The 26,809-nt window shown below is 56.8% G+C and carries 27 protein-coding genes; 21 read left to right on the top strand and 6 right to left on the bottom strand.

The window, feature by feature from the left end:
- The 18 genes from BUA39_RS15985 (at window position 1) to BUA39_RS15895 (ending at window position 16,862) form a co-directional block, all read left to right on the top strand.
- Entirely contained in the window at window positions 1–240 is a 240-nt protein-coding gene (locus BUA39_RS15985) for a DUF5337 domain-containing protein (RefSeq protein WP_165610544.1), read from the top strand.
- A gap of 6 nt (window positions 241–246) precedes the next feature.
- Window positions 247–1,545 (top strand): NADH-quinone oxidoreductase subunit NuoF, encoded by a 1,299-nt coding sequence (nuoF, locus tag BUA39_RS15980; protein ID WP_072794230.1) that lies wholly within the window; start codon window positions 247–249, stop codon window positions 1,543–1,545.
- Window positions 1,546–1,550: 5 nt separating this feature from the next.
- Window positions 1,551–1,880 carry a hypothetical protein gene (locus BUA39_RS15975; protein ID WP_072794229.1) on the top strand — a complete coding sequence of 110 codons (330 nt, stop codon included), beginning with the start codon at window positions 1,551–1,553 and terminating at the stop codon, window positions 1,878–1,880.
- 178 nt (window positions 1,881–2,058) lie between these two features.
- The gene (locus BUA39_RS15965) at window positions 2,059–2,469 is read left to right on the top strand and encodes a DUF5333 domain-containing protein (RefSeq protein WP_072794227.1); all 411 of its coding nucleotides are present in this window, start codon (window positions 2,059–2,061) and stop codon (window positions 2,467–2,469) included.
- Between the two features lie 2 nt (window positions 2,470–2,471).
- Window positions 2,472–4,490 (top strand): NADH-quinone oxidoreductase subunit NuoG, encoded by a 2,019-nt coding sequence (gene nuoG / locus BUA39_RS15960; RefSeq protein ID WP_072794226.1) that lies wholly within the window; start codon window positions 2,472–2,474, stop codon window positions 4,488–4,490.
- Between the two features lie 20 nt (window positions 4,491–4,510).
- Window positions 4,511–4,921: a hypothetical protein gene (locus BUA39_RS15955; protein WP_072794225.1), complete on the top strand. Its 411-nt coding sequence runs from the start codon at window positions 4,511–4,513 to the stop codon at window positions 4,919–4,921.
- Between the two features lie 6 nt (window positions 4,922–4,927).
- Complete coding sequence (nuoH, locus tag BUA39_RS15950; RefSeq protein ID WP_072794224.1) at window positions 4,928–5,965, top strand: NADH-quinone oxidoreductase subunit NuoH; 1,038 nt, start codon at window positions 4,928–4,930, stop codon at window positions 5,963–5,965.
- Window positions 5,966–6,040: 75 nt separating this feature from the next.
- Window positions 6,041–6,556 (top strand): hypothetical protein, encoded by a 516-nt coding sequence (locus BUA39_RS15945; protein ID WP_131814612.1) that lies wholly within the window; start codon window positions 6,041–6,043, stop codon window positions 6,554–6,556.
- The gene (nuoI, locus tag BUA39_RS15940; RefSeq protein WP_072794222.1) at window positions 6,553–7,047 is read left to right on the top strand and encodes an NADH-quinone oxidoreductase subunit NuoI; all 495 of its coding nucleotides are present in this window, start codon (window positions 6,553–6,555) and stop codon (window positions 7,045–7,047) included. Before BUA39_RS15945 ends, nuoI begins: the two co-directional genes overlap by 4 nt.
- The gene (locus tag BUA39_RS15935; protein WP_072794221.1) at window positions 7,044–7,451 is read left to right on the top strand and encodes a carboxymuconolactone decarboxylase family protein; all 408 of its coding nucleotides are present in this window, start codon (window positions 7,044–7,046) and stop codon (window positions 7,449–7,451) included. Before nuoI ends, BUA39_RS15935 begins: the two co-directional genes overlap by 4 nt.
- Window positions 7,448–8,056 (top strand): NADH-quinone oxidoreductase subunit J, encoded by a 609-nt coding sequence (locus tag BUA39_RS15930; protein WP_072794220.1) that lies wholly within the window; start codon window positions 7,448–7,450, stop codon window positions 8,054–8,056. The genes BUA39_RS15935 and BUA39_RS15930 overlap by 4 nt, the downstream gene beginning before the upstream one ends.
- A 37-nt stretch (window positions 8,057–8,093) precedes the next feature.
- Entirely contained in the window at window positions 8,094–8,399 is a 306-nt protein-coding gene (gene nuoK, locus BUA39_RS15925; protein ID WP_072794219.1) for an NADH-quinone oxidoreductase subunit NuoK, read from the top strand.
- A gap of 6 nt (window positions 8,400–8,405) precedes the next feature.
- Window positions 8,406–10,544, top strand: a complete 2,139-nt coding sequence (nuoL, locus tag BUA39_RS15920) for an NADH-quinone oxidoreductase subunit L (protein ID WP_072794218.1) — start codon at window positions 8,406–8,408, stop codon at window positions 10,542–10,544.
- Window positions 10,544–12,091: an NADH-quinone oxidoreductase subunit M gene (locus tag BUA39_RS15915; RefSeq protein WP_072794217.1), complete on the top strand. Its 1,548-nt coding sequence runs from the start codon at window positions 10,544–10,546 to the stop codon at window positions 12,089–12,091. Before nuoL ends, BUA39_RS15915 begins: the two co-directional genes overlap by 1 nt.
- Before the next feature lie 14 nt (window positions 12,092–12,105).
- Window positions 12,106–13,554: an NADH-quinone oxidoreductase subunit NuoN gene (gene nuoN, locus BUA39_RS15910; RefSeq protein ID WP_072794216.1), complete on the top strand. Its 1,449-nt coding sequence runs from the start codon at window positions 12,106–12,108 to the stop codon at window positions 13,552–13,554.
- 100 nt (window positions 13,555–13,654) lie between these two features.
- Window positions 13,655–14,407, top strand: a complete 753-nt coding sequence (locus BUA39_RS15905; protein ID WP_072794215.1) for a biotin--[acetyl-CoA-carboxylase] ligase — start codon at window positions 13,655–13,657, stop codon at window positions 14,405–14,407.
- A gap of 11 nt (window positions 14,408–14,418) precedes the next feature.
- On the top strand, window positions 14,419–15,189 hold the full coding sequence (locus BUA39_RS15900; protein ID WP_072794214.1) for a type III pantothenate kinase: 771 nt from the start codon (window positions 14,419–14,421) through the stop codon (window positions 15,187–15,189).
- 5 nt (window positions 15,190–15,194) lie between these two features.
- Entirely contained in the window at window positions 15,195–16,862 is a 1,668-nt protein-coding gene (locus tag BUA39_RS15895; RefSeq protein ID WP_072794213.1) for a ribonuclease J, read from the top strand.
- Window positions 16,863–16,927: 65 nt separating this feature from the next.
- Here BUA39_RS15895 and BUA39_RS15890 read toward each other — a convergent pair whose 3' ends face one another.
- The 6 genes from BUA39_RS15890 to BUA39_RS15865 all read right to left on the bottom strand — a co-directional run bounded on the left by BUA39_RS15890 (window position 16,928) and on the right by BUA39_RS15865 (window position 23,269).
- A complete protein-coding gene (locus BUA39_RS15890) occupies window positions 16,928–17,248 on the bottom strand; it encodes a hypothetical protein (protein WP_165610543.1) in 321 nt (106 codons plus the stop codon).
- 85 nt (window positions 17,249–17,333) lie between these two features.
- On the bottom strand, window positions 17,334–17,816 hold the full coding sequence (locus tag BUA39_RS15885) for a copper chaperone PCu(A)C (RefSeq protein WP_072794211.1): 483 nt from the start codon (window positions 17,814–17,816) through the stop codon (window positions 17,334–17,336).
- Window positions 17,817–17,904: 88 nt separating this feature from the next.
- The gene (locus BUA39_RS15880) at window positions 17,905–19,293 is read right to left on the bottom strand and encodes a DEAD/DEAH box helicase (RefSeq protein ID WP_072794257.1); all 1,389 of its coding nucleotides are present in this window, start codon (window positions 19,291–19,293) and stop codon (window positions 17,905–17,907) included.
- Window positions 19,294–19,476: 183 nt separating this feature from the next.
- Window positions 19,477–20,436 carry a glycosyltransferase family 2 protein gene (locus BUA39_RS15875; protein ID WP_072794210.1) on the bottom strand — a complete coding sequence of 320 codons (960 nt, stop codon included), beginning with the start codon at window positions 20,434–20,436 and terminating at the stop codon, window positions 19,477–19,479.
- 160 nt (window positions 20,437–20,596) lie between these two features.
- Window positions 20,597–22,204 carry a peptide chain release factor 3 gene (locus BUA39_RS15870; RefSeq protein WP_072794209.1) on the bottom strand — a complete coding sequence of 536 codons (1,608 nt, stop codon included), beginning with the start codon at window positions 22,202–22,204 and terminating at the stop codon, window positions 20,597–20,599.
- A gap of 24 nt (window positions 22,205–22,228) precedes the next feature.
- The gene (locus BUA39_RS15865; RefSeq protein ID WP_072794208.1) at window positions 22,229–23,269 is read right to left on the bottom strand and encodes a Hint domain-containing protein; all 1,041 of its coding nucleotides are present in this window, start codon (window positions 23,267–23,269) and stop codon (window positions 22,229–22,231) included.
- A 131-nt stretch (window positions 23,270–23,400) separates the two neighbouring features.
- Here BUA39_RS15865 and BUA39_RS15860 point away from each other — a divergent pair, with 131 nt between their 5' ends.
- The 3 genes from BUA39_RS15860 (at window position 23,401) to BUA39_RS15850 (ending at window position 26,798) form a co-directional block, all read left to right on the top strand.
- Window positions 23,401–24,180, top strand: coding sequence for an SDR family oxidoreductase (locus BUA39_RS15860; protein ID WP_072794207.1), 780 nt, complete (start codon window positions 23,401–23,403; stop codon window positions 24,178–24,180).
- Between the two features lie 17 nt (window positions 24,181–24,197).
- Window positions 24,198–25,322, top strand: coding sequence for a DNA alkylation repair protein (locus tag BUA39_RS15855; protein WP_072794256.1), 1,125 nt, complete (start codon window positions 24,198–24,200; stop codon window positions 25,320–25,322).
- Between the two features lie 102 nt (window positions 25,323–25,424).
- Window positions 25,425–26,798 carry an SLC5/6 family protein gene (locus BUA39_RS15850; protein ID WP_072794206.1) on the top strand — a complete coding sequence of 458 codons (1,374 nt, stop codon included), beginning with the start codon at window positions 25,425–25,427 and terminating at the stop codon, window positions 26,796–26,798.
- The last annotated feature ends 11 nt before the right edge of the window (window positions 26,799–26,809 follow it).

Below are 26,809 nucleotides of genomic sequence, written 5' to 3'. Positions count from 1 at the left end.
GTGACGGGGACAGAACAGGATCAGAAATTGGCGCGCAAGGGGCGTATGGTCAGCCTTGTGATTGCCGGGACGCTGATTGTCTGGATGGCCCTTCAAATCGTGTCACCAATGATCGGATTGCCAGGCCGCTATGCCTTGCTGTTTGATTTTGCGGCACTGGCGGCCCTGTTTTGGGCGCTGGTCAACGGGTATCAACTTTGGCGCGCGCGCCAGAGTGGTGATGGAAAAGAAGAAGGGTAAAACGGGATGCTCAAGGATCAGGACCGTATCTTTACCAACCTATACGGCATGCACGAACGCACTCTTGCGGGCGCGAAACAGCGTGGTCATTGGCATGGCACGGCGGGCATCATCGAAAAAGGCCGCGATTGGATCATCGACAATATGAAGGCCTCTGGTCTGCGTGGTCGTGGCGGCGCGGGCTTCCCGACCGGTTTGAAGTGGTCCTTTATGCCCAAGGAAAGCGACGGGCGTCCGGCATACCTCGTGATCAACGCGGATGAATCCGAACCGGGCACCTGCAAAGACCGCGAGATCATGCGCCACGATCCGCATACGCTGATCGAAGGCGCGTTGATCGCCTCCTTCGCGATGAATGCTCACACCTGCTACATCTACCTGCGCGGCGAATATATCCGCGAACGTGAAGCGCTGCAGGCCGCTATCGACGAATGCTATGATGCTGGTCTTCTGGGCCGGAACGCCGCCGGGTCTGGCTGGGACTTTGACGTCTTCCTACACCACGGGGCCGGGGCTTATATTTGCGGTGAAGAGACTGCGCTGATCGAAAGCCTTGAGGGCAAAAAAGGCATGCCGCGCATGAAGCCGCCGTTCCCGGCTGGCGCGGGTCTATATGGCTGCCCGACCACTGTGAACAACGTGGAATCCATCGCGGTTGTGCCAACGATCCTGCGGCGCGGGGCCGAATGGTTTGCGGGCTTTGGCCGGGCAAACAATGCAGGTACCAAGCTTTTTGCGATCTCAGGCCATGTGAACAACCCATGTGTGGTTGAAGAAGCCATGTCGATTTCCTTTGAGGAACTGATCGAGAAACACTGCGGCGGCATTCGCGGCGGTTGGGACAACCTACTGGCGGTTATTCCGGGCGGCTCCTCTGTTCCTTGTGTGCGCGGTGAAAACATGCGCGACGCGGTCATGGATTTTGACTACTTGCGCAATGAGCTTGGGTCGGGTCTCGGTACGGCGGCTGTGATTGTCATGGACAAACAGACAGACATCATCAAAGCGATCTGGCGTTTGGCGAAGTTCTACAAACACGAAAGCTGCGGCCAGTGTACGCCATGCCGCGAAGGCACTGGCTGGATGATGCGCGTGATGGATCGTCTGGTGAAAGGCGAGGCTGATCTGGAAGAGATCGACATGCTTTGGGATGTCACCAAACAGGTCGAGGGCCACACCATCTGTGCATTGGGTGACGCGGCAGCTTGGCCAATTCAGGGTCTCATTCGCAATTTCCGCGAAGAGATCGAAGACCGCATTAAAGCTAAGAAAACCGGTCGCGTCAGCGCGATTGCGGCGGAGTAAATCGGATGCGGGGCGCGATCATTCTTCTTCTTACGGCAGCGGTGGCCACCTCTGCCTGCTCGCGTCTGAAAAAGGACGATGGCGTCCGCTTTGACGGGCAAAAGTTCCGCATTAAGGCCACCAAAGCCAGCCGCGATGATCGCAGCATGTTTGTCAGCACGGCGGCACCGGCCTCCAATTCGATTGAGGGCGCGCGCGAGGCTGCTGCCTATGGCGGCACTCGCTATTGCATTGAGCAATACGGCACATCCTTGATTGCATGGGCCCATGGCCCAGAGGCAGAGCCACTTTTTGACGGCGACCGTTTGGTGCTGGAAGGGCAGTGTAAGTGGTGAGCATGCCATTGGCATATCAGGGCGCACGTTCAAAGCGAGGCCCAGCCGCTGGTCGGCAATTCCGCGCCAATTCGGGCGTGACGGAAGGCTGTTATTGCATATCAGCCGCTCAGATCTTTGATCTGAGCCAGGCAGGGCGTCAGGATGACGCCTTCTTTGGCATGAGCGGAGAAACGATATGCGCATGATTTTGATTGCAGGCCTGATGGCAACCACCTTGATGACCAGCGCCAGTGTGGCGCAGGCCAAGCGGCCATTGGAAGAGGTGACCAGCATCACCGAGGGGCTTTTGTGGATTGGCATCGCCGATGAAATCCGTAAAACCTGCCCCAATATCTCGGCACGGATGTTCAAAGCGCTGAACCGCATCAACAATATTCATGCCGAAGCCAAATCTTTGGGCTACACGAAGACCGAAATTGATAGCTTCCGCAAAAGCGCCGCCAACAAGGCAAAGCTGCGCCGTCGCGGAGAGGCCTATCTTGAAGCAAATGGGGTTGTCTTGGATGACCCGGAAACCTACTGCGCGCTTGGCCGTGCGGAAATCGCAAAATCGAGCCAGATCGGCGCGCTGTTAAGGGCGAACTAACTATGTCTGACCTACGCAAGATCATTATTGACGACACCGAAGTGGAAGTGAACGGCGCGATGACGCTGATCCAGGCCTGTGAAGAGGCCGGGATCGAAGTGCCGCGTTTCTGCTATCACGAACGTCTGTCTATTGCCGGTAACTGCCGGATGTGTCTTGTCGAGGTTGTGGGCGGCCCGCCCAAACCCGCTGCGTCCTGCGCGATGCAGGTGCGTGATTTGCGCCCCGGTCCGGAAGGCCAGCCGCCGGTTGTAAAAACCAACTCGCCCATGGTCAAAAAGGCCCGCGAAGGCGTGATGGAATTCATGCTGATCAACCACCCGCTGGACTGCCCGATTTGCGACCAAGGTGGCGAATGTGATTTGCAGGATCAGGCGATGGCCTATGGCATGGCGGGCACACGTTTCAAAGAAGCCAAGCGCGCGGTCGATGATCTGGATCTGGGGCCATTGGTGGCCACCACCATGACCCGCTGTATTTCCTGCACGCGCTGCGTGCGGTTCACCACCGAAATTGCAGGCATCACCCAGATGGGACAAACCGGTCGTGGCGAAGACGCTGAAATCACCAGCTATCTGAACCAGACGTTGGACAGCAACCTGCAGGGCAACATCATTGATCTTTGCCCGGTGGGTGCGCTGACGTCGAAACCCTACGCCTTTACCGCGCGTCCTTGGGAATTGACCAAGACGGAATCCATCGACGTGATGGATGCCTTGGGGTCAAACATTCGGATCGACACAAAAGGTCGCGAAGTTATGCGCATTCTGCCGCGCAACCATGACGGCGTGAATGAAGAGTGGATTTCGGACAAGACCCGTTTCGTTTGGGATGGCCTGCGCCGTCAGCGATTGGATCGCCCGTATGTGCGCGAAAACGGCAAATTGCGTCCGGCCTCTTGGAGTGAGGCGCTAACCAAAGCCGCCGAGGCCATGAAAGGCAAAAAGGTTGCTGGCCTCGTTGGCGATCTTGTCTCGACCGAGGCAGCCTATGCGCTTAAGGCGCTGGTCGAAGGGCAGGGCGGCAACGTCGAATGCCGTACTGACAATGCGCGTCTGCCGATTGGCAACCGTTCTGGTTACGTGGGTACCGCCGCAATCGAAGATATCGACAGCGCCAAAGCCATCATGTTGATTGGCACAAATCCGGAAGTCGAAGCCCCAGTTCTGAACGCCCGCATCCGCAAGGCGTGGCTGAATGGTGCAAAGATTGGTGTGGTGGGCGAAAAGCTCGACCTGTCCTACGAATATTTCCATATCGGCGAAGACCGCAAAGCGCTGGAAGGCCTGTTGGGGCCAAACACCAAAGACGCCCTGGGCAAAGAAACCCTTGTGATTGTCGGCCAAGGCGCATTGCAAGAAGCCGACGGTCTCGCGGTTCTGGCGCATGCTCAGAAATTCGCGGAAATGACGGAAAGCAAGTTCATGGTTCTGCACACCGCAGCGTCCCGCGTGGGCGCAATGGACGTGGGTGCAGTGACCGAAGGCGGTTTGCTGGCGGCCACAGACGGTGCAGAGGTGATCTTTAACCTTGGCGCGGATGAGGTCGAGATCGATGCAGGTCCATTTGTGATCTATCAAGGGTCGCACGGTGATCGCGGTGCAAACCGCGCGGACGTGATCCTGCCTGCGGCGGCTTACACCGAAGAAAACGGTCTTTTTGTGAACACAGAGGGCCGCCCTCAGTTGGCGATGCGCGCGAATTTTGCGCCGGGTGAAGCCAAGGAGAACTGGGCGATCCTGCGGGCACTGTCGGCTGAACTTGGCGAGGCGTTGCCTTTTGACAGTTTGGCACAGCTGCGCACGGCGATGATCAAAGAGGTGCCGCACCTGAAGAAGGTCGATCAAGTTGTTGAAAACGAATGGCAACCGTTGGAAATGGACAAGCTGGGTGATGCGACTTTCCGCACAGCGATCAAAGATTTCTACCTGACCAACCCCATCGCGCGCGCAAGCACTTTGATGGCGGAACTCTCTGCCAACGCCAAGGCGCGTGGCGAAGCAAAGATCGCAGCGGAATAACTCGGAAGTCAGACCAGAACATGCAAAGCCTTCTTCATATCACCGCAACGACACTGGCCGCCGCCAGCCTGTCGGGCTGCGTGATGCAAGACGCGCCTGCATCGGATGTCGATCTGACTTTCGCGCCGATCTACAAAGGCGTGCGCACCGATCTGCTGGATGGCGATCTGGTGAATTTCCACGTGGAAATGCAGGGCGCGCGAAGCGGGGCAGACGTTCATGCCTACGCCGCCTGTGCCGCCGCGCAATATGCGTTGATCCGCGGCTATGGCTTTGCGCGCCACGTGCGCACGACAATTGAAACACGGGCAGACGTCTGGACTGGGGACGCGGTTTACACCGTCTCGGCCAGCTTGCCCCGTGGTCTGAAAACCATCGACGCCGAAGTTGTGGTTTCAGACTGCGCTGAAAATAGAATACCCACGGTGTGAGGACATATGGCTGACTTCTTTACCACCCCCCTCGGACTAGGCGTCCTGATCGTCGCCCAGGTTCTGGCCGTCGTTGGCTTTGTGATGATCTCGCTTTTGTTCCTTGTTTATGGGGACCGCAAGATCTGGGCGGCTGTGCAAATGCGGCGCGGACCAAACGTGGTTGGCGCGTGGGGCTTGCTTCAGACGGTCGCCGACGCGCTGAAATACATCGTGAAAGAGATCGTGGTACCAGCAGGGGCGGACAAAACTGTCTTCCTGCTTGCGCCGCTGACCTCCTTTGTTCTGGCGATGATCGCTTGGGCGGTGATCCCATTCAACGATGGCTGGGTGCTGTCAGACATAAACGTGGCGATCCTTTACGTCTTTGCGGTTTCTTCGCTGGAAGTTTACGGCGTGATCATGGGGGGCTGGGCATCGAACTCGAAATACCCGTTCCTTGGCTCTCTGCGCTCTGCGGCACAGATGATCTCTTATGAGGTTTCCATTGGCCTGATCATCATCGGTGTGATCATCACCACTGGCTCCATGAACTTCGGCGACATCGTAAAAGCGCAAGACGGCGACTACGGCTTCTTCAGCTGGTACTGGCTGCCGCACTTCCCGATGGTCTTCTTGTTCTTTATCAGCGCTTTGGCGGAAACAAACCGTCCGCCGTTCGACCTGCCAGAAGCGGAATCCGAATTGGTCGCTGGCTATCAGGTCGAATATTCCTCAACACCCTTCCTGCTCTTCATGGCCGGTGAATATATCGCGATCTTCCTGATGTGCGCGCTGACAAGCCTGCTGTTCTTCGGCGGTTGGCTCTCCCCAATCCCGGGTCTGCCAGATGGCGTTTTGTGGATGGTTGGTAAAATGGCCTTCTTCTTCTTCATCTTCGCGATGGTGAAGGCAATCACACCACGCTACCGCTATGACCAGCTGATGCGCATCGGTTGGAAAGTCTTCCTGCCGCTCTCGCTCGTTTGGGTGGTTGTGGTGGCATTCCTCGCAAAATTCGAAGCTTTCGGCGGTGCCTATGCACGCTGGGCGATTGGAGGCTGATCGGTGCGGTTGGCTACACACATAATTTCCGGAGTAGTTTTCTGGTTGTGTTCTCTCTCCAGCGCGCACGCTGATATGAGCCCGCGCCAATTTGTTCTTGGTAGTTGCCCAGAGCAATTGAAGGCCGTTGAAGCTACATTTAAAGGTTCCGAGAAGTATAGCCGAGCTGAAGACAATCCGATGATCCTTAGGTTTTGGAACCAGGATCAAATTGCTAAGAAAAAACATACATTGATCCCAAACAGTGAATCAAAAGCTCTCATGGCAGTAACTGGTCTTGCTTCCCTGAGTATAGCGAACGCCGCTAAAAGCGTTCACAAAGTAAATGCTCCGATTCCTGTTTTCGCCGACATGCTGGATCGTCAAGAAAGTCTATTGAACTGTTTACTTGAAAAGGCACACGACTTCCCCGAGGAAGCGAAATTTTTTGTTAGACACGCTAAATACTGCCAATTTTCAGAGACTCTGTCAGAATTTTCCCATGTTTTCCGAAATGGCAATCCAGAAAAACGAACTGCTGAAGAAATCTTCATAGCAGCCAACAACCCTGATCCTCTTTGTCGAGATCCAAAGGGAGCTAGAAAACAATGACCCAGATCGACTATACCCGCGCTGCCAAATATTTCCTGCTGGCGGATTTCGTCAAAGGCTTCAAGCTGGGGTTCAAATACTTCTTTGCCCCCAAGGCGACGTTGAACTACCCGCATGAAAAGGGGCCACTGTCCCCACGTTTCCGCGGCGAACACGCGCTGCGGCGTTACCCGAATGGCGAAGAACGTTGCATCGCGTGCAAGCTTTGCGAGGCGATCTGCCCGGCGCAGGCGATCACCATTGACGCCGAGCCGCGCGAAGATGGCAGCCGCCGCACCACGCGTTACGACATCGACATGACCAAATGCATCTACTGCGGCTTCTGCCAGGAAGCCTGCCCAGTGGATGCAATTGTCGAGGGGCCGAACTTTGAATTCGCGACCGAAACCCGCGAAGAGCTGTTCTATGACAAGGCGAAACTGCTTGAGAACGGCGAGCGCTGGGAAGCCGAAATCGCGCGTAATCTGGAACTGGATGCACCTTACCGATGACCGACTCTTCAAACCCATTCGAACAGATGATCAAGCAGTATCAGGACATGGCGAAATCCATGAACCCTGCGCTTGAATCATTCACGCCCAAAGGGTTTGAAAACCTGTGGCCAACGATGCCCAAAGACATGATGGAAATGTTCTTTGGCAACACCTTGAACAAAGACGGTCTGGATGCCAAAACCCGCCTGCTGCTAACGCTCGGTGCGTTGACGGTGTTGGGCGGTCAGGCCGAGGCGCAAATTCGTATGACCGTGCGCCACCTGCTGGAAGCGGGCGCAACAAAACAAGAAATCGTCGAGACCATTGGCCAGATGTCAATGTTTGCCGGCATCCCCGCCATGACCAAAGTGATGGAACTTGCACAAGAGGTCTTGGACGCAAGCGAGGAAGAAGACACATGACAATTGCAGCGCTGGCATTTTACCTCTTTGCCTTCTGCGTGATCGCAGGGGGGCTGTTGACCGTGATCAGCAAAAACCCGGTGCATTCGGTGCTTTGGCTGATCTTGGCCTTCCTCAGCTCGGCAGGCTTGTTTGTGCTGCTGGGTGCCGAATTTGTCGCCATGCTTTTGGTCATCGTCTACGTCGGTGCGGTCGCGGTGCTGTTCCTGTTTGTCGTGATGATGCTGGATGTGGATTTTGCCGAACTGAAGGCAGGCATGGCGCAATATATGCCCATCGCGATCCTGATCGGGATTGTGCTGCTGATGCAGTTTGGCCTTGCCTTCGGCGCTTGGGAAGAAGCCGAGCAAGCCGCTGACCTGCGTCAGGCGGTGGCACCCGAAGGGGTAGAGAACACCGCCGCGCTGGGTCTGCTGATCTATGAACAATATTTCCTTCTGTTCCAACTTGCCGGGCTGATCCTGCTGGTCGCGATGATCGGTGCGATTGTACTGACCATCCGCCACCGCCGCGACATCAAGCGCCAGAATGTGCTGGAGCAGATGTGGCGTGATCCAGCGGATGCGATGGAACTGAAAGACATTAAACCGGGGCAGGGCCTGTAAGGGCCTCACGGAAGAAGAAAGACCGAGGGACACACTAATGATCGGACTTGAACATTACCTGACGGTGGCGGCGACGCTTTTCGTCATCGGCATTTTCGGGCTCTTCCTGAACCGGAAGAACGTCATCATCCTTTTGATGTCGATCGAACTGATGCTGCTGGCGGTGAATATCAACCTTGTGGCCTTCTCCAGCTTCCTTGGGGATTTGGTGGGGCAGGTGTTCACACTCTTCGTTCTGACCGTGGCCGCCGCCGAGGCCGCCATTGGCCTTGCGATCCTTGTCAGCTTCTTCCGCAACCGTGGCACCATCGCGGTTGAAGACGTCAACGTGATGAAAGGCTAATTGAGCATGGAAACGATCATCCTCTTTGCGCCTCTTGTCGGGGCGATTATCGCCGGGTTCGGCTGGCGTTATATTGGCGAAACCGCCGCGCAATATGTGACCACGGGCCTGTTGATGCTGGCCGCGCTGCTGTCTTGGGTCGTGTTCCTGACACATGGCGCAGAAACCCAGCACATCCACATTCTGGATTTCATCCAATCCGGCACGCTGGATACCAGCTGGTCGATCCGTCTGGACCGCCTGACCTCTGTGATGCTGATCGTGGTCACCACGGTTTCCGCTCTCGTGCACCTCTATAGCTTCGGCTACATGGCGCATGACGAGAATTTTGGCAAAGATCAGCACTATAAAGCGCGTTTCTTCGCCTACCTCAGCTTCTTTACCTTCGCCATGCTGATGCTGGTGACAGCCGACAACCTTGTCCAAATGTTCTTTGGCTGGGAAGGCGTGGGCGTCGCATCTTATCTGTTGATTGGCTTCTACTGGAAGAAGCAAAGCGCGGGTGCGGCAGCGATCAAAGCCTTTGTGGTGAACCGCGTTGGCGACTTCGGCTTTGCGCTGGGGATCTTTGGTCTCTTTATGTTGACCGACAGCATTGATTTTGACGTGATCTTTGCCTCCGCACCGGAACTGGCTGAAACGACAATCCGCTTCCTCTGGACAGACTGGAACGCCGCGAACCTGTTGGCCTTCCTGCTGTTTGTCGGCGCGATGGGGAAATCGGCGCAGTTGATCCTGCACACATGGTTGCCCGACGCGATGGAAGGCCCGACGCCGGTGTCTGCGCTGATCCACGCCGCGACCATGGTGACCGCAGGTGTGTTCCTCGTGTGCCGCATGTCTCCGCTGATGGAATATGCGCCGGAGGCGACCGCCTTTATCACCTTCTTGGGGGCAACCACCGCTTTCTTTGCGGCAACCGTGGGCCTCGTACAAAACGACATCAAACGCGTGATCGCTTATTCAACCTGTTCGCAACTTGGCTATATGTTCGTGGCGGCGGGTGTGGGTGTTTATTCCGTCGCGATGTTCCACCTGTTCACACACGCCTTCTTTAAAGCGATGCTGTTCTTGGGGGCGGGCTCGGTCATTCACGGCATGCACCATGAGCAAGACATGCGGAACTACGGCGGGCTGCGTAAGAAGCTGCCGTATACCTTTTGGGCGATGATGCTGGGCACGCTGGCCATCACCGGCGTTGGCATCCCGCTGACACACATTGGTTTCGCGGGCTTCCTGTCCAAAGACGCCGTGATTGAAAGCGCCTATGCGGGCACTGCCGGTGGCTATGCCTTCTGGATGCTGGTCATCGCAGCGCTGTTCACCAGCTTCTATAGCTGGCGCCTGATCTTCCTGACCTTCTACGGCAAAGCGCGCGGTGACAAACACACCCATGACCACGCGCATGAAAGCCCGAAGGTGATGTTGATCCCGCTTGGCGTCCTCTCGTTGGGTGCGGTCTTTGCCGGGATGATCTGGTACGAAAGCTTCTTTGGCCACGACGTGAACAAGTTCTTCGGCATCAAAGGCGGTGATCACCATGTGGAAGCCTCCCATGAGGAAAGCGACGACCACGCGGCGGCGGACACGCATGCCTCAGCCGATGAGCACGCTGATGATCATGGCGACGATCACGCGGCTGACACAGCGGCGGATGATCACGGCGCAACCGGTCTGGCACATGGCGAAGCCCCACAGGGCGCGATCTTTATGCACCCGGACAATCACGTGCTGCATGATGCGCACGATGTGCCAAAATGGGTCAAAGTCAGCCCATTCATCGCAATGCTTTTGGGCTTTGTAACCGCGCTTTGGTTCTACATCTGGAACCCAGAGATGCCAAAACGCCTCGCCGACAATATGCGTCCGCTTTACCTGTTCCTGCTGAACAAATGGTACTTTGACGAAATCTACGATTTCCTCTTTGTCCGCCCAGCCAGCGCGATTGGCCGCTTCCTGTGGAAACGCGGTGATGGCAACACGATTGACGGCTTCCTCAATGGCGTGGCCATGGGCATCGTGCCCTTCTTCACCAAACTGGCCGGTCGCGCGCAGTCTGGTTACATCTTCACCTATGCCTTTGCGATGGTGATCGGGATCGCGGTTCTGATCACATGGATGACGCTCAGCGGAGGAGCGCACTGATGGATAACCTTCTTTCCATTGTCACTTTTATCCCCGCGATTGCAGCGGCCATCCTGCTGGTGTTCCTGCCGGGCGGGGAAAGCAAAACCGCTGCGCGCAACGCGAAATGGGTGGCGCTGATTGCAACCGTGATCACCTTCTTGGTGTCGCTGTTTATCTTGGCGGAGTTTGATCCAAACGACACTGGCATGCAGTTCGTTGAAGAACGCGACTGGCTGCTCGGTCTGAAATACAAGCTGGGCGTTGACGGCATTTCTGTTCTTTTCGTGATGCTGACAACCTTTATGATGCCGCTGACCATCGCGGCATCGTGGGACGTCAAGGTCCGCGTCAAAGAATATATGATCGCCTTCCTGTTGCTGGAAACCCTGATGCTGGGCGTCTTTATGGCGCTGGATCTGGTGCTGTTCTATCTGTTCTTCGAAGCAGGCCTGATCCCGATGTTCCTGATCATTGGCATCTGGGGCGGCGCGAACCGCATCTACGCGAGCTTCAAGTTCTTCCTTTACACCTTCCTCGGCTCCGTGCTGATGCTGGTGGCGATGGTCGCGATGTTTGCCGATGCAGGTACAACCGACATTCCAACGTTGATGAACCACAGCTTTGCCTCTGACAGCCTGAACATCCTTGGTGTTCACGTGGTGGGCGGCCTGCAAACGCTGCTGTTCCTCGCCTTCTTCGCGAGCTTTGCAGTGAAAATGCCGATGTGGCCGGTGCACACATGGTTGCCCGATGCGCACGTGCAGGCCCCAACGGCGGGTTCTGTTGTTCTGGCGGCGATCCTGCTGAAAATGGGTGGCTATGGTTTCCTGCGCTTCAGCCTGCCGATGTTCCCGGTGGGGGCAGAGGTGCTGACCGATCTGGTTCTGTGGATGTCGGCCATTGCGATTGTTTACACATCGCTCGTCGCGCTGGTGCAAGAAGACATGAAAAAGCTGATCGCATATTCATCGGTCGCCCACATGGGCTATGTGACCATGGGTATTTTTGCAGGCAACCAGCAGGGCATTGACGGCGCGATCTTCCAGATGCTGAGCCACGGCTTCATCTCTGGCGCGCTCTTCCTCTGTGTGGGCGTGATCTATGACCGCATGCACACCCGCGAGATCGACGCTTACGGCGGCCTTGTGAACCGCATGCCGGCCTATGCGCTGATTTTCATGTTCTTCACCATGGCCAATGTCGGCCTGCCGGGCACCTCTGGCTTTGTCGGCGAATTCCTGACCCTGATGGGCGCCTTTAAGGCCAACACATGGGTGGCGGCGATTGCCACATCCGGCGTGATCCTGTCTGCGGCCTATGCGCTGTGGCTCTATCGCCGTGTTGTCATGGGCGAGCTGATCAAAGAAAGCCTGAAGACCATCAAAGATATGACCCAACGCGAAAAGTGGATTTTCGCGCCACTGGTCGCCATGACACTGATCCTTGGTGTTTACCCGGCGCTTGTCACCGACATCATCGGCCCGTCGGTCGAAGCGCTGATCCATAACTACGAAACCGCCTTGGCGCATGCACCTGCTGCGAACCAAGTTGCCGCGACACACTGAGGGAGCGTGCCACGATGATCTCTGCTGATCTGAATATCATCCTGCCGGAAATCTTCCTGGCTGTGTATGCGATGCTGGCGCTGATCGGCGCGGTCTATACCGGGAAAGACGGGCTTGCGCCTTTGCTCACCTGGGTGACCGCAGCCGTGCTGGCCGCCGTGGGCGTCTGGATTGGAATGAATGGCGAAGGTACCAACCTCGCGTTCAATGGCATGTTCCAAGACGACGGGTTTGCACGTTTCGCGAAGGTCGTGATCCTGATCTCTGCCGCTGCAGTCCTGATTATGAGCCAAGAGTATATGCAACGCCGCGGGCTGCTGCGGTTTGAATACCCTGTGCTGGTGGTGCTGGCGGTTGTCGGCATGATGATGATGGTCTCTGCGGGCGATCTGATGGCGCTTTATATGGGCCTAGAGCTGCAATCGCTGTCGCTTTACGTCATCGCCTCCCTGCGTCGGGATTCAGTGAAATCCACCGAAGCAGGTATGAAGTATTTTGTACTTGGTGCGCTGTCCTCCGGTTTGCTGCTTTACGGGTCCTCGCTGGTCTACGGCTTTGCGGGCACCACGAACTTCGCAGGTATTATCCAAGCGGCAGGCGAGGGGCACACCTCGCTTGGTCTGCTCTTTGGTTTAACATTCATCGTGTCGGGCCTTGCCTTCAAGGTGTCCGCCGTGCCGTTCCACATGTGGACGCCAGACGTTTACGAAGGCGCGCCAACGCCGATCACAGCGTTCTTTGCAACCGCACCAAAAATGGCCGCCATGGCGCTTTTCGCGCGGGTTGTGCATGACGCCTTTGGTGGTGTTGTCGGCGACTGGCAGCAAATCATCGCAGCGCTGTCGCTGCTGTCGATGTTCCTTGGCGCGGTCGCTGCGATTGGCCAAACCGACATCAAACGCCTGATGGCTTATTCGTCTATTGCGCATATGGGCTACGCGTTGATGGGCCTAGCGGCGGGCACGGCCTTTGGCGTGCAGGCGATGCTGATCTATATGGCGATCTATGTGACAATGAACGTTGGCACCTTTGCTTTCATCCTGTCGATGTCGCGCGATGGCCAGCCGGTCACCACGATTGATACGCTGCACATGTATTCCAAGCGCGAACCGGGCAAAGCATTGGCGGTGCTGATCCTGATGTTCTCTCTGGCAGGAGTGCCGCCGCTGGTGGGTTTCTTTGGCAAATTCTATGTGCTGCGCGCGGCCTATGATGCCGGACTGGCGTGGCTGGCAATTGCCGGTGTGATCGCGTCTGTGATCGGGGCCTTCTATTACCTGCGGATCGTTTTCTACATGTATTTCGGAGACGAAGGCGAAACGCTCGACAAAGACCGCAACCCGGTTCTCTATGGGATGCTGATGGCCTCTGCCGCGATCATCGGTCTGGCGTGGCTTCCGGGGTTGAACCTCTTGGGGGTTGAGGCGATTGCCGAGACCGCCGCTGCGGCTCTGTTGAACTAAGCTTTTCAGAAAGATGAAAATGGCGCGCCTTTCTGGCGCGTCTTTTTGTTAAGATGCCTTCGGCGAGAGTATTTTTGCAAAGGTGAAACAGGGGTGCGCTATGACTGACTGGCCCACAGGATATGGACGCCGGGTTCTGGCAGAGGTCGACAGCACCAACGCGGAAGCTGCGCGGATCGCGCCGACTTTGGCCGGGCCAGAGTGGATCTTGGGCCTGCGCCAGACCGCTGGGCGGGGCAGGCGGGGCCGGGATTGGCGCTCGCAAGAGGGGAACTTTGCCGCGACTTTGGTGCTGCAACCCAATGAAGCGCCAGATGTGATTGCACTGCGCAGTTTTGTGGCCTCGCTTGCGTTGTTTGATGCTTTCGTGGCGGTGACCGCGCGACCAGAGGCGTTTTCGCTGAAATGGCCCAACGATGTCCTGCTGAATGGCGGCAAGGTCGCGGGTATTCTTCTGGAAAGCGCAGGCTTTGCGGGCGGCAGACCCAGCCATATCGCCATCGGGATTGGCGTGAACCTCGCCCAGGCGCCCGACGCTGCCCAACTTGAAGCGACCGCCACGCGGCCCGTTTCTTTGATTTCCGAATGCGGCGCGCAGGTCGATCCAGAGACCTTCCTTGATGTGCTGGCACCGGCCTATGCCCATTGGGAGCATCAATTTGTGACCTATGGGTTTGAGCCGATCCGCACCGCATGGATGGCCCGCGCCGCCCGCATTGGCGAGGTGATCACCGCCCGCACCATGCGCGAGGAATACGTGGGGACCTTTGACTCTGTGGACAAATCCGGCAATCTGGTGTTGAAGACTGCCCAAGGTGCCGTGTCTATCCCGGCAGCAGATATCTTTTTCTAAGGCGGGTGCCTATGCTTCTGGCGATTGACTGCGGCAACACCAATACCGTGTTTTCCATCTGGGACGGAGAAACCTTTCTTTGTACCCTGCGCACTTCAACCCATCACGCGCGGACGGCAGATGCCTATTTCACGTGGTTTTCGACCCTTGTGAACCACTACGGGATCAAGCTTGATATCACCGATGTGATTATCTCCTCTACTGTGCCGCGCGTTGTGTTCAACCTGCGGGTTTTTGCGGATCGGTTTTTTGGCTGCCGGCCCTTGGTCGTTGGCAAACCCGAATGCCTCTTGCCGGTCGACGTGCGTGTCGATGCGGGAACGCAGGTTGGCCCGGATCGTTTGGTCAACACTGTGGCGGGGTTTGATCGTCATGGCGGCGATCTGATCCTTGTTGATTTTGGCACAGCGACCACTTTTGACGTTGTGGCTGCGGATGGGGCGTATATTGGGGGGGTGATTGCGCCGGGTGTGAACCTCAGCCTAGAGGCCCTGCACCAAGCCGCCGCCGCCTTGCCGCATATCGATATTGCCAAGCCGCAGAACGTGATTGGCACCAACACCGTTGAGTGTATGCAATCCGGGGTGTTCTGGGGTTATGTCGGTCTCGTCAGAGAGATTTGCGACCGTATCAAGGCCGAACGTGATCGGCCGATGAAAGTGATTTCTACGGGGGGGCTCGCCCCGTTGTTCCAACAGAGCTACGCGTTGTTTGACGCGTTTGAAGATGACCTAACGATGCACGGGCTGACCGTGATCCATCAATATAATAAGGACAACTGACACATATGAGCAGTGACCGTTTGATCTACCTACCCCTTGGCGGGGCGGGTGAAATTGGCATGAACGCCTATGTCTATGGCTACGGGCCACAAGGCAAAGAACGCCTGATCCTTGTCGATCTGGGCGTAACATTTTCCGATATGGAGACCACGCCGGGCGTCGATCTGATTTTCCCGGATATGACCTGGTTGATCGATAACAAAGACCGGCTTGAAGCGATTTTCATCACCCATGGCCACGAAGACCACATTGGCGCGATTGGCCAGTTTTGGGAAAAGCTGGGGGCGCCGGTTTATGCGCGCGCCTTTACGGCCAACCTCGCGCGCCACAAAATGCGCGACCAAGGCCAGCCGGATGAAGCAATCCGCACCGTTTCAGCCTGGCCTGAAGTGACCGCCGCAGGCCCCTTTAATGTCGGCTTTCTGCCGATTTCCCATTCCATCCCCGAAAGCGCGGCCTTGGTGATCGACAGCCCCGACGGGCGTGTCATTCACACCGGGGATTTCAAACTGGATGAGACGCCGATTGTCGGCGAAGCCTTTGACCCAGACCTGTGGGCCTCTGTTGCCAAAAAAGGCGTGAAGGCGCTGGTCTGTGACTCAACCAACGTGTTTTCGCCCCATGCGGGCCGGTCCGAGGCCACGGTGGGTCCAGAGATTGAAAAACTGGTCGCTGCAGCGCCTCAGATGGTGGTCGCGACAACCTTTGCGTCCAACGTCGCACGTGTGAAAACCTTGGCAGAAGCGGGAGAACGGGCAGGTCGCTCGATCTGTCTGATGGGACGTGCAATGCGGCGCATGGTCGAGGCGGCGATTGAAACCGGAGTTCTGAAGGACTTCCCAAAGGTGATCAGCCCTGAAGACGCCAATAATATCCCGCGCGAAAACCTGATGTTGCTGGCGACCGGCTCACAAGGCGAACGTCGCGCCGCTTCTGCGCAGCTGGCGCGCGGCAAACACAATGGCATCACGCTGAAAGAGGGCGATATGTTCCTTTTCAGTTCCAAAACCATTCCGGGCAATGAAAAAGGTGTGATCCGCATTATCAACCAATTCTCTGAAATGGGCGTTGATGTGGTGGATGACAGTTCCGGCCTGTATCATGTGTCTGGTCACGCCAACCGGCCTGATCTTGAGCGCATGCATGACATCGTGAACCCTCAGATGGTGATCCCGATGCATGGCGAACACCGCCATTTGCGCGAACACGCCAAGCTGGCTGAAAGCAAAGGCCGCCAAAGCGTGGTTGCCGTGAATGGGACCATGCTGGATCTGTCCGGCAATGCCCCAAAGGTGACCGAGTTTGTTGAAACGGGCCGCACTTATCTGGATGGCTCGGTCAAGATCGGCGCGCTCGATGGCGTTGTCCGCGACCGTATTCGCATGGCGCTGAACGGCCATGTGATTGTGAATGTCATTTTGGATGAAGATGACGAACCACTTGGTGATCCATGGGTCGATCTAATGGGGCTGCCAGAACAAGGCAGCAGCTTTGCGCCGCTGGTCGACGTGCTGGAAGAAGACCTTTCGCAGTTCATGGGCCGCGCAGGTCAGAAAACGCTGGCGGATGACGATAAGCTGGAAGAAGGGCTGCGTCGCGTCGCGCGCAATTCCGCGCGGGATGAGATCGGCAAGAAACCGGAATGCACGGTGATTATCAGCCGGTTGAGTTAGGGGTAGGCCGGGCTTCAGCCCGGCAAACTGAATGACAAGATAGCCGGGCTGAAGCCCGGTCTACGTCAGTCCATCACCTGCGCGTCAACCAAGCGAAATAGCTGGGATGAATATTCATCCTCAACAAAGCGCAGGGTGCCTTCAACAGTCACCTGCGCGAACTCCGGTGTCTCGGCAATAGGGCGTTTCAGCTGTACTTCTAAGACCGGCCCATAGCCTTCGCCGCTGCCACAAAACGGGCAGTTCTGCGGGTCATCCACCAGCAAGAATGACATGAAAAAGGGCTGCGCTTCGACGGGTACGACATAGCCCGTGACCTTCACCGTCATGCCATCTTGCAAGGACGGTGGGTAATCTTTCTTCCAGGTGAAATCGGACTGTTCCACCGACATCGCTTGGGCAAATTGGTTCCAGGCCACTTCAGGCGATGAACCCAAAGCGGCCTGGGGTGCAATCCAGCCTAAGGTCAGGCTAGTGATTATGGCCAGCGTGCGCGTGGTTGTTTGCGTCGTGGTCCAAAATTTCAACATGCAGGTCAACCTCTCCAAAGGGTTCAATCAAAACGGTCACCTCTATTTCGTCACCTTCATGCAGGTGCGCAGAGACGCCGTTTAGCCGAATGAACACCGTTTCCGGCCCAAGGTCAAAATCTTCGCCCGGCGTCAGTGGAAAAGCGCCGAGGTCCACCGCAGTACCACCCGCTTTAGTAGAGGCGGCCATGACATTGGCGGACTGAGAGATTTCGGATTCTACGCTCACCAATGTCGCGGGGGTTGCGCCATTGTGCTCAATCTCGAAGAAGACTTGAACGGAATTGCTGCCTTCTTCTGGTGCGCGCGCCCATCCATGAAGCAAGCGAACCTCGCCGATCTTGGCGACGTGATCATCGTCTTCGGCAAAGGCAGGCGGGGCCATCAAAAAGGCAGTCAGGGCGATCAAGGATGCAAGGCGCATAGGTCTCTCCGTTTGTCTTGAGGGTATGTTATACCATAACAAGTAACGGTTCTATGACAGCCAGCGATAAATGCGGAAAACCGCGCAATTAACTTGCGCGGCGTTCGTCGAAACTTAGAGCAATAAAGCTTGGCAGGTGATCGCCCATGCCAACAACATTTGAACCACTGTCACGACCGCCACGTCCACGAGAGGATTTGCGGTTCGTGTTGCGCGCAGGTTTGGGAGTATCCTGTTGGACCTCGTCGTTGCGCGCCTCTTGTTTGCGTGGTTCTTGCTTGGGCTTGTCGTCTGCTTTCGCGCGCGCTGCGGGTTTTTTCTCTTTCAGTTGCCCCGGCACTTCGATGCGCGGGATATCTTTCTGGAGAAGCTTTTCGATGGCCTCGAAATTCTTTTCGTCGCGCGGCACACAGATCATGACGGTCTTACCGCTGCGGCCGGCACGGCCGGTCCGGCCAATCCGGTGCACGTAATCTTCGGCGTGGCTTGGCACGTCAAAGTTAAACACATGGGTCACATCAGGAATATCAAGACCGCGTGCAGCCACATCGGAGGCCACAAGGAAACGCAGCTCTCCAGAGCGGAAAGCGTCCAGCGTCTTCGTCCGTTGGGACTGGTCCAGATCACCGTGAATAGGGGCCGCATCCAGCCCGTATTTCTTCATCGACTTCGCACAGATATCAACATCGGACTTGCGGTTGCAAAAGATGATCGCGTTTGTGCAGGCGTCGCCTTCTTGTTTGATCAACTCGCGAAGAACACTGCGTTTTTCGCTGCCTTCGCGATCACGGCGCGAGGCTTTGAACATCACAACGCCCTGTTCGATGTTCTCAGACGCGGTTGCCTGACGCGCGACTTCAATGCGCACCGGGGCCGACAGGAAGGTATTGGTGATCCGCTCGATCTCTGGCGCCATGGTGGCCGAGAAAAAGAGGGTCTGGCGTGTAAAAGGCGTCAGGCCGAAAATGCGTTCGATATCGGGGATAAAGCCCATATCCAGCATCCGGTCGGCTTCGTCGACAACCATGACTTTCACGTCAGACAAGATCAGCTTGCCGCGTTCGAAATGGTCGAGCAGACGGCCAGGTGTGGCGATCAGAACATCGACGCCTTTGTCGATGATCGCCTCTTGCTCCTTAAAGCTGACGCCGCCAATCAGTAGCGCTTTCGTCAGTTTCAGGTGCTTTGTGTATGCGTCGAAGTTTTCTGCCACCTGTGCAGCCAGCTCTCGGGTTGGGCACAGAACAAGGCTGCGAGGCATGCGCGCGCGGGCGCGGCCTCGGGCCAGCAGAGAAATCATCGGAAGGGTGAAACTTGCCGTTTTCCCGGTTCCGGTTTGCGCAATACCCAGCACGTCTTTGCCTTCAAGGGCAGGGGGAATGGCACCGGCTTGGATGGGGGTTGGGCTTTCATAGCCCGCTTCGGCAACAGCTTTCAGAACTTTTGGGTTCAGATTCAGGTCGGAGAACTTTGTCATGCGTATCCGTGGTTTACGGACAAATTCACGCCCGTACATCTAGGTGGATCGAGCCCTTTTGGCCCCGCGTTACAACGCGGTCGTGATCCTTGGCTGTCCCTTAAAGCATTCAGAGGTATGCGTCAACGATGGCGCGGACTTGATCGCGTCATAGGCGCGGTTGTTTACATATTGGAAACAAATTTAAACAAAATCAGGAAAGTAGCGCTGCTGTTTTGCTCCAAGATCAAGCCGATATTTGCGCAAATAGCCTGTTTCCTGCAGCGCCGCGCGCAGGCGCGGTGTCGCAAGGCAAACTTCTTCGAAAAAGGCGCGCAGGTCACCTGTGCCGTCTTCCGTCAGAGATGTGAACAGTTTGTGGCGCTGGATGCGACCGGACAAGGGATCAAGCGTTTGCTCCAGATCAGACCGGTAGGACCCGCGTTCTAGTCGAAACGCCATGACCTGCAGCCATTTTTCCCAGTTCTCGATGTGGCGATGACAAAGTTCCATATCCGCACTGACCATATCATTCAGGTCATCTGATTTGTTTTCAAAGGCGCGATGGATCCCAAACTTAACATCGCTGAGACCAGTGCGAACAAAGATCTTGCCCACCACGTGGCTGACAAACCCGCTTTTCAGAACGCCGCCGAAGTGTGGGTAAAGCTTTTGCTCTAGCGCGCGCCCCTCAGGGCCTCCGGGCAAGCGTGCTTTGCAATAGGTTGTTGATGGGTCGATATCGGTTAGCCCATCGATGCAGAGCGATTCTGTCGGTCGTACCCGCGAGACCGGCAAGTCATCTGGGCAGGCTGCCAGACTGTCGGCGACCGAGTGCTCCGGGCACAGAAATTCGTCCACATCAATGTGGCACAGCCAATCTAAATGCTTGGCACGCCGGTAATAGTAGGACGCATTGCGCACCTGCCGGACCTGGTGTTTCACCGGTCTGCGGCCCATCGTGCTTTTCCAATGATCCAGATCGGTAGAGATCACCTTGACGTTGGGATGACCAGACAAGGCTTTTGCCGTGCGCTTGTTGCTGTCATCCAGAAAGACCGCAATTTCTGCTGCGCCAAGATCAAGGTGGTACGCCACAAATTGCAGAACGTCTTCGGTCGGGGCTTTGATCGTGCTGACGACGCCCCATCGTGGGGGCGTCATAGTAGCACCTCAAAATGCGACGCGCTGACTTCATTGCGGTGACTATGAGGTCGTTGACTGCTCATACGTAGCATCCGCTTTGGGGTGTAGAGTATTGAAAAATATAATCTAAACACCATATTTCGCGCGGGCCTCATTGCCTGTGGCCCGCAAGAGCCACCTATACCATCATCTCTTTTGTAGCGGTCAATTTCACGTCTGGGTAGTCCCTTGCGACGCGATCAATGTCCCATTGCAGACGTGTCAGATACACGATGTCACCGTCATGGTCGTGGCTGATGTGCTGCTTGTTGGCCTCGGCAAATTTTTCAACAGCGGCCTTGTCGCCACTGACCCAGCGGGCGGATGTGAACTGGCTGGCTTCAAAGCGCACGGGTAGGCCGTATTCCAACTCAATCCGGCTGGCGAGAACCTCAAACTGCAAAGCACCGACGACGCCCACGATAAAGCCCGACCCGATGGAGGGCTTGAACACCTTCGCAGCGCCTTCTTCGGCAAACTGCATCAGCGCTTTCTCAAGGTGCTTGGCTTTCATCGGATCGCCCGCCCGCACGCCTTGCAGCAGTTCCGGCGCAAAGGACGGGATGCCGGTGACGCGGATCGCTTCGCCTTCGGTCAGCGTATCGCCGATGCGCAACTGACCGTGGTTTGGAATACCGATGATATCCCCCGCCCAGGCCTCTTCGGCCAGTTCCCGGTCAGAAGCGAGGAACAACACAGGGTTCGAAATCGCCATCGGTTTTTTGCTGCGCACATGGGTCAGTTTCATACCGCGTTTGAAGTGGCCCGAGGCCATGCGCACAAAGGCCACCCGGTCGCGGTGCTTGGGGTCCATATTCGCCTGAACCTTAAAGACAAATCCGGCGACTTTCTTCTCTTCGGGTGCAATCGCGCGCGGTGATGCGGACTGCGGCTGAGGTTCTGGGCCGAAGTTCGCGATGCCATGCATCAGTTCCTGAACGCCAAAGGAGTTGATCGCAGAGCCAAACCAGATCGGGGTCATGTGTCCTTCAAGCACAGACTGCGGGTCAAGCTGCGGCAGCAGCTCTTTCGCCATCTCCACCTCTTCTAGGAACTTCTCTAGCAGCTCAGCTGGGACGTGTTCCGCCAGTTTCGGATCATCCAGCCCGTTGATCTCGACGCTTTCCGCGACCTTGTTGCGGTCGGCGCGGTCCATCAACTCCAGCCGGTCACGCAGAAGGTCGTAACAGCCAATGAAATCGCGCCCTACACCGATAGGCCAAGAGGCGGGCGTGACGTCAATTGCAAGGTTTTCCTGTATCTCGTCGATGATCTCAAATGTATCGCGGCTTTCGCGGTCCATCTTATTACAGAAGGTCAGGATCGGCAGGTCGCGTAGGCGGCAGACTTCAAACAGCTTCTGCGTCTGGCTTTCCACACCCTTCGCGCCATCAATCACCATGACGGCCGCATCGACAGCAGTTAGCGTACGATAGGTGTCTTCAGAGAAGTCAGAGTGGCCCGGAGTGTCGACCAAATTGAAGCGGAAGCCGCTGAAATCAAAAGACATTGCAGAGGCCGAGACCGAAATGCCCCGGTCCTGTTCCATCTTCATAAAGTCCGACCGCGTGCGGCGCGCTTCGCCTTTGGCGCGCACCTGACCCGCCATCTGAATAGCGCCACCATACAGCAGGAACTTTTCAGTCAGCGTGGTTTTACCGGCGTCTGGGTGCGAGATGATCGCAAAGGTGCGACGACGCGCGATTTCGGGCGGCAATTCTGGGCGGTTTGATGCGGTGTTCGACATGAGCGCGCATATAGCGCCCGCGCCTTAGTGGCGCAATGGCAGATGCGCTTCGCCCGACGCGGCCCGACGTAGGACCGCAGCGGCATTGCGGCGTTGCAACAGAGCACGATCAGATTGGGCTGCGGGCACCGTTGTCAGCCCCGGCTGGCTTTGACTGAACCGCGCCACAAGCCCCTTGGGAAGGACTGGCTCTGTGCGCTGGGTCACTTGCATGGTTTCGGCGGCGATCCCCTCGGCATAGACGAATTGGTGATCGTCCAGCAGCAATTGGAAATAATCCACAAAGCCGCCGTTTTGCACGTGAACGTCTTGCCCGTTCAAAAGGTGGCGCGCGGTCACCATAACCTCGGCGCGACCGGCCTCTATGTGATCTTGGCGCTGGTAGACAAATAGGCGGTGGTTCGGATGCAGGATCAACGGGCGTAGGTTGTTCAACACGCCCTTTGCGATGACGACAGGCGCGAACGGACCCGAAGCGCGCTGGGTCGAGCGGCCAATCCAGCGGATCGGCTGCGCACCGGCGTCGCGGGTCAACACCATGTCGCCTGCGCGCAGCGTATCGATTGGCCGCTGGGTGCCATCCGCCATCGTGATATGTGTGCCACGTGTGAATGACATGCAATGGGTCAGGGCAAGGCGGCGGTGCGCGTTCTCGCGGTCGATGCCAACCAGACGGTATTCTTCCTTTGGCGAGAAATCAGAGAAGCCATGTACATAGATCGCTGCAACGCTGCCTGCATCGCTTACCTCAACAAAGACCAGTGCCTCCACCGTGTCTCCGCAGGTCCGCATCAAAGTCAAACAGCAATCCAGATAAAGCCCAGCAAAGGCGGTTCCGACAGATGAGGTCGGCGCGATACGGAAGTGCCCGTTTGTGTCAGGCGTGAGCGCAAGAGAAGACTGGCGCGCTGCTTGCCGCAGCGCATAGCTGTCGTCTAGGGTCAGATCGGTGGCAAATGACAGTGCATCACCTTCATTTGCCCCATGCACAACCCGCAGATCGTCGGCGCGATAAACAGGAAGCTCCTGCGCGATAGGTTTTTGCTGTGGTCCTGCGTCGAACATGCCCTGTCCCTTTTGTCTTGCTTTCCTACGGTTCTGCTGACCAATTATGGCAAGATGAGGGATCGGCCTCGGCAATTTGCTGGCCTTCTCGCGGTAAAACAGCGAAACAAATCAATGAAAGGGAGAGCGACATGGATCTGGGAATACGCGGAAAACGGGCTTTAGTTTGTGCCAGTTCAAAGGGGCTTGGCCTTGGCTGTGCAGAGGCCTTGGCCGAAGCGGGCGTGGACTTGATCATGAACGCGCGCGGCGCTGAGGCGCTGGAAGCCGCCGCTGCAGACATTCGCACAACTTACGGAGTTCAGGTCGAAACGGTTGCAGCCGACGTAACAACACCCGAAGGGCAAAAGGCCGTCTTGGATGTCGCCAAAGGTGTCGACATTCTGGTGACAAACGCCGGTGGACCACCTCCGGGTATGTGGACGGATTGGGACCGTGAGGATTTCATCAAGGCGCTGGATGCCAATATGCTCGCCCCGATTGCGCTGATGAAGGCGCTTTTGCCGGGGATGATCGACAAGGGGTGGGGGCGCGTGGTCAATATCACCTCGGTTTCCGTCAAGGCCCCGATCCCCGTGCTTGGCTTGTCCAATTCGGCGCGCGCGGGCCTGACGGGCTATGTTGCCGGAACCGCACGGCAAGTGGCGGGGCAGGGTGTTACGATCAACAACCTGCAACCGGGTATCCATGCGACCGACCGCGCGGTGTCATTGGACAAAGGTGCAAGTGCCGCCGCTGGTGTGTCCTATGAAGAGGCGCAGAAACAGCGCTATGCTTCCATTCCAGCAGGCCGCTACGGCACGCGGCAGGAATTTGGCGCGACATGCGCGTTTCTGTGTTCCCAACACGCGGGCTTTATCGTCGGGCAGAATATCCTGCTGGACGGCGGCGCAACCAACGCAACAATGTAATGGCAAGGGGTACGGGCGTGTCGCAGGGATTTTCACTGGCCGATCATCTGTTTAACCAAGACAGCATCTCTGAACTTGCGGCAGAATATGCGGCGGCCCTGCCGGATTTTGATGCGCCGGGCTTCACGCATGAGGTCCTCAGCCGTTTCCCGGACCTCGCGTTGCTGGAACGGTTGGAGTGGATTGTCGATTGCCTTGAATCCCGCCTGTCAGATGATTTCCCCACCATGGCGGATCAACTCGAAGCTGCCATGGTGCCAGAGCTTGACCCCAAGCAAACAGACGATGATTTTGGCCGCTTCATACATGCGCCGCCCGGCTATTTGGCAGTCCGGCACGGTTTGGAGCACCACCGCGACCGGGCGCTGGACCTGATCTATGAAACCACCAAACGCTTTTCGATGGAGTGGCCGATCCGCCCCTTCCTGAACCGCTGGCCCGAGGAAACACTGGCGCGGCTGAAGCTTTGGGCGACAGATGAAAACTATCACGTGCGGCGGCTTGTGTCGGAAGGCACGCGGCCCAAACTGCCTTGGGCCAAAAAACTGACGATGGAGCCGACCACGCCGCTGCCTTTGCTGTACATGCTGCACGCGGACCCAACCCGTTATGTCACGCGATCAGTGGCTAACCATTTGAACGATATTGCAAAAACGCACCCGGATTTGGTGGTGGAAACACTGGCGCGCTGGAAAACTCTGGGCCAGCAAGAGGCCAAGGAACTCGATTGGATGACCCGCCATGCGCTGCGCACCCTGATCAAACAGGGGCATGAGGGGGCGATGGATCTGCTGGGGTTCAAGGCGGACGCACCTGTTAGCCTAAAGCGTCTGACGCTTGGTGACACAACAGTTGCTGCCGGGCAGGCTCTGACCTTTGATGTCGAACTAGAAGCGACAAAGCGAAGCCCGGTGATCATTGACTACCTGATCCATTTTCAAAAAGCGGGCGGTAAACTGTCGCCGAAAGTGTTCAAGCTGAAACAAGCGGTGTTGAAACCGAATACGCCACAGGTCTTTGCCAAAAAACACGTGCTCAAAGCCAATGCCACTACGTTCAAACTGCATCCGGGCGCGCATAAGCTGGTGATCCAAGTCAATGGCCGCCACCTTGGCGAAGCGGATTTCCAAGTCACGCTCTGACACACCGATTTTCACAATCGCGTGGGGCTATGTCACAGTGCTGGCTTGCAAAAATCTTGGCTGCTAAGTCGATCCTAAGACTTAGCAGAACAGGACAAATCCATGCAGGCCACAGCGGTTATCGCCCTCTTTGCCATTATTGTACTCGCGAGCCTGTATATGGCCCCACGTCGCGCGACCGTTGACGGATTTTTTTCCGGCACAGGACACGCGGGGCAGGCGCCCGGCCTCTGGACCTTGGTTCTAAGCCAGGTGACCACATGGATTTTTGCACGCTCGCTGATGAACGCGGCGATCCTTGGGTTCTTTTATGGGATCGCCGGCGTGCTGGCCTACGCGGCATATTACGGCTCTTTTCTGACCGGCGGGTTTATCGTTGGACGCATGCGGTCCAAGGGCGCGCGGTCGGTGCAGGATTGGTTGCGCAATCAATTCGGCGCGGTTGGAACAGGGTGCTACAACGTTGTGATTGCCCTGCGCCTGCTGTCCGAGGTCTTTGCCAACCTGATCGTTGTTGGTCTGATCTTTTCTGCCGCCTTGCCAGAGGTCGGATTTGCCAAGGAAGGCAGCATTCTGATCGTGGGTATCCTTGCGCTGGCCTACTCCGCTTGGGGCGGTCTAAGCGCCGCGCTGCGCACCGATGTCATGCAGATGACGCTTTTCTTGGTGGTTTTCGCCGTGGCGTTTCTTGCCCTCGTGCTCAGCCCCGGCTTTAGCCTTGGTGCGGTGTTGACCGCAGAAGGCGCATCCGGGCAGTACAATGGTTGGGTTCTGCTGATCGTGGCTTTCCTACAAGTCTTTTCCTACCCGGTGCACGACCCGGTGATGATGGATCGCGGTTTTCTGGCGGATGAGGCGACGACCCGCAAAAGCTTTGTGCATGCCTTCTGGATTTCTGCGCTCTGCATCATCGCCTTTGGCTTCTTTGGCATTCAGGCCGCGTTGGATGGGGCCGCCTATGAGGGCGAGTTGATTGGCACATGGGCGACCGTCTTGCCAATGTGGGTCTTTGTGCTGCTGCTTGTGTCCTTGCTGGTTTCTGCGCTTTCGACGCTGGATAGCGCGTTGTCCTCTGCTGCACGGCTGGTGGTTGAAGAACTCGGTCTGGCCCCGAAAACCCTGAATGGCGGACGGTTGTCCATGCTGGTCTTTGCCGTGGCGGGTGGGGCGTTGACCCTGTGGGGCAACCAGTCCTTGTTTGATGCGGTGGCAGTGTCGGGCACGGCGAGCATGTTCCTGACGCCTGTGATTGTTGCTGCGCTGCTGGGACGTCGTCACGTAGCGCAATGGGCCTATCTGGTCAGTTTCGCGGCGGCTATTCTGGGTGCGGCTGCGTATTTCCTGCGCAGCAATGAGGCCGTGGCCGCGCTTTTGGTTGACGGCCACAAGTACGAACAGCTTCTGCAAATCTGTATCGTAGTGCTGGTTGTGGGCTTTGTTGCAGTCTTCGCAGGTTCGCGCAGGGTTGAAGCCTAAGCAGACGCCTG

The organism is Cognatishimia maritima, assembly GCF_900129685.1.
Classification (GTDB): domain Bacteria; phylum Pseudomonadota; class Alphaproteobacteria; order Rhodobacterales; family Rhodobacteraceae; genus Cognatishimia; species Cognatishimia maritima.
The sequence above is the reverse complement of the archived record's forward strand: the minus strand, read 5'-3'. Positions and strand labels throughout refer to the sequence as shown.

Coding starts and splice junctions, on each gene's coding strand:
- nuoF (WP_072794230.1), top strand. CDS start 247: ATGCTCAAGGATCAGGACCGTATCTTTACCAACCTATACGGCATGCAC.
- BUA39_RS15975 (WP_072794229.1), top strand. CDS start 1,551: ATGCGGGGCGCGATCATTCTTCTTCTTACGGCAGCGGTGGCCACCTCT.
- BUA39_RS15965 (WP_072794227.1), top strand. CDS start 2,059: ATGCGCATGATTTTGATTGCAGGCCTGATGGCAACCACCTTGATGACC.
- nuoG (WP_072794226.1), top strand. CDS start 2,472: ATGTCTGACCTACGCAAGATCATTATTGACGACACCGAAGTGGAAGTG.
- BUA39_RS15955 (WP_072794225.1), top strand. CDS start 4,511: ATGCAAAGCCTTCTTCATATCACCGCAACGACACTGGCCGCCGCCAGC.
- nuoH (WP_072794224.1), top strand. CDS start 4,928: ATGGCTGACTTCTTTACCACCCCCCTCGGACTAGGCGTCCTGATCGTC.
- BUA39_RS15945 (WP_131814612.1), top strand. CDS start 6,041: ATGAGCCCGCGCCAATTTGTTCTTGGTAGTTGCCCAGAGCAATTGAAG.
- nuoI (WP_072794222.1), top strand. CDS start 6,553: ATGACCCAGATCGACTATACCCGCGCTGCCAAATATTTCCTGCTGGCG.
- BUA39_RS15935 (WP_072794221.1), top strand. CDS start 7,044: ATGACCGACTCTTCAAACCCATTCGAACAGATGATCAAGCAGTATCAG.
- BUA39_RS15930 (WP_072794220.1), top strand. CDS start 7,448: ATGACAATTGCAGCGCTGGCATTTTACCTCTTTGCCTTCTGCGTGATC.
- nuoK (WP_072794219.1), top strand. CDS start 8,094: ATGATCGGACTTGAACATTACCTGACGGTGGCGGCGACGCTTTTCGTC.
- nuoL (WP_072794218.1), top strand. CDS start 8,406: ATGGAAACGATCATCCTCTTTGCGCCTCTTGTCGGGGCGATTATCGCC.
- BUA39_RS15915 (WP_072794217.1), top strand. CDS start 10,544: ATGGATAACCTTCTTTCCATTGTCACTTTTATCCCCGCGATTGCAGCG.
- nuoN (WP_072794216.1), top strand. CDS start 12,106: ATGATCTCTGCTGATCTGAATATCATCCTGCCGGAAATCTTCCTGGCT.
- BUA39_RS15905 (WP_072794215.1), top strand. CDS start 13,655: ATGACTGACTGGCCCACAGGATATGGACGCCGGGTTCTGGCAGAGGTC.
- BUA39_RS15900 (WP_072794214.1), top strand. CDS start 14,419: ATGCTTCTGGCGATTGACTGCGGCAACACCAATACCGTGTTTTCCATC.
- BUA39_RS15895 (WP_072794213.1), top strand. CDS start 15,195: ATGAGCAGTGACCGTTTGATCTACCTACCCCTTGGCGGGGCGGGTGAA.
- BUA39_RS15885 (WP_072794211.1), bottom strand. CDS start 17,816: ATGCGCCTTGCATCCTTGATCGCCCTGACTGCCTTTTTGATGGCCCCG.
- BUA39_RS15880 (WP_072794257.1), bottom strand. CDS start 19,293: ATGACAAAGTTCTCCGACCTGAATCTGAACCCAAAAGTTCTGAAAGCT.
- BUA39_RS15875 (WP_072794210.1), bottom strand. CDS start 20,436: ATGACGCCCCCACGATGGGGCGTCGTCAGCACGATCAAAGCCCCGACC.
- BUA39_RS15870 (WP_072794209.1), bottom strand. CDS start 22,204: ATGTCGAACACCGCATCAAACCGCCCAGAATTGCCGCCCGAAATCGCG.
- BUA39_RS15865 (WP_072794208.1), bottom strand. CDS start 23,269: ATGTTCGACGCAGGACCACAGCAAAAACCTATCGCGCAGGAGCTTCCT.
- BUA39_RS15860 (WP_072794207.1), top strand. CDS start 23,401: ATGGATCTGGGAATACGCGGAAAACGGGCTTTAGTTTGTGCCAGTTCA.
- BUA39_RS15850 (WP_072794206.1), top strand. CDS start 25,425: ATGCAGGCCACAGCGGTTATCGCCCTCTTTGCCATTATTGTACTCGCG.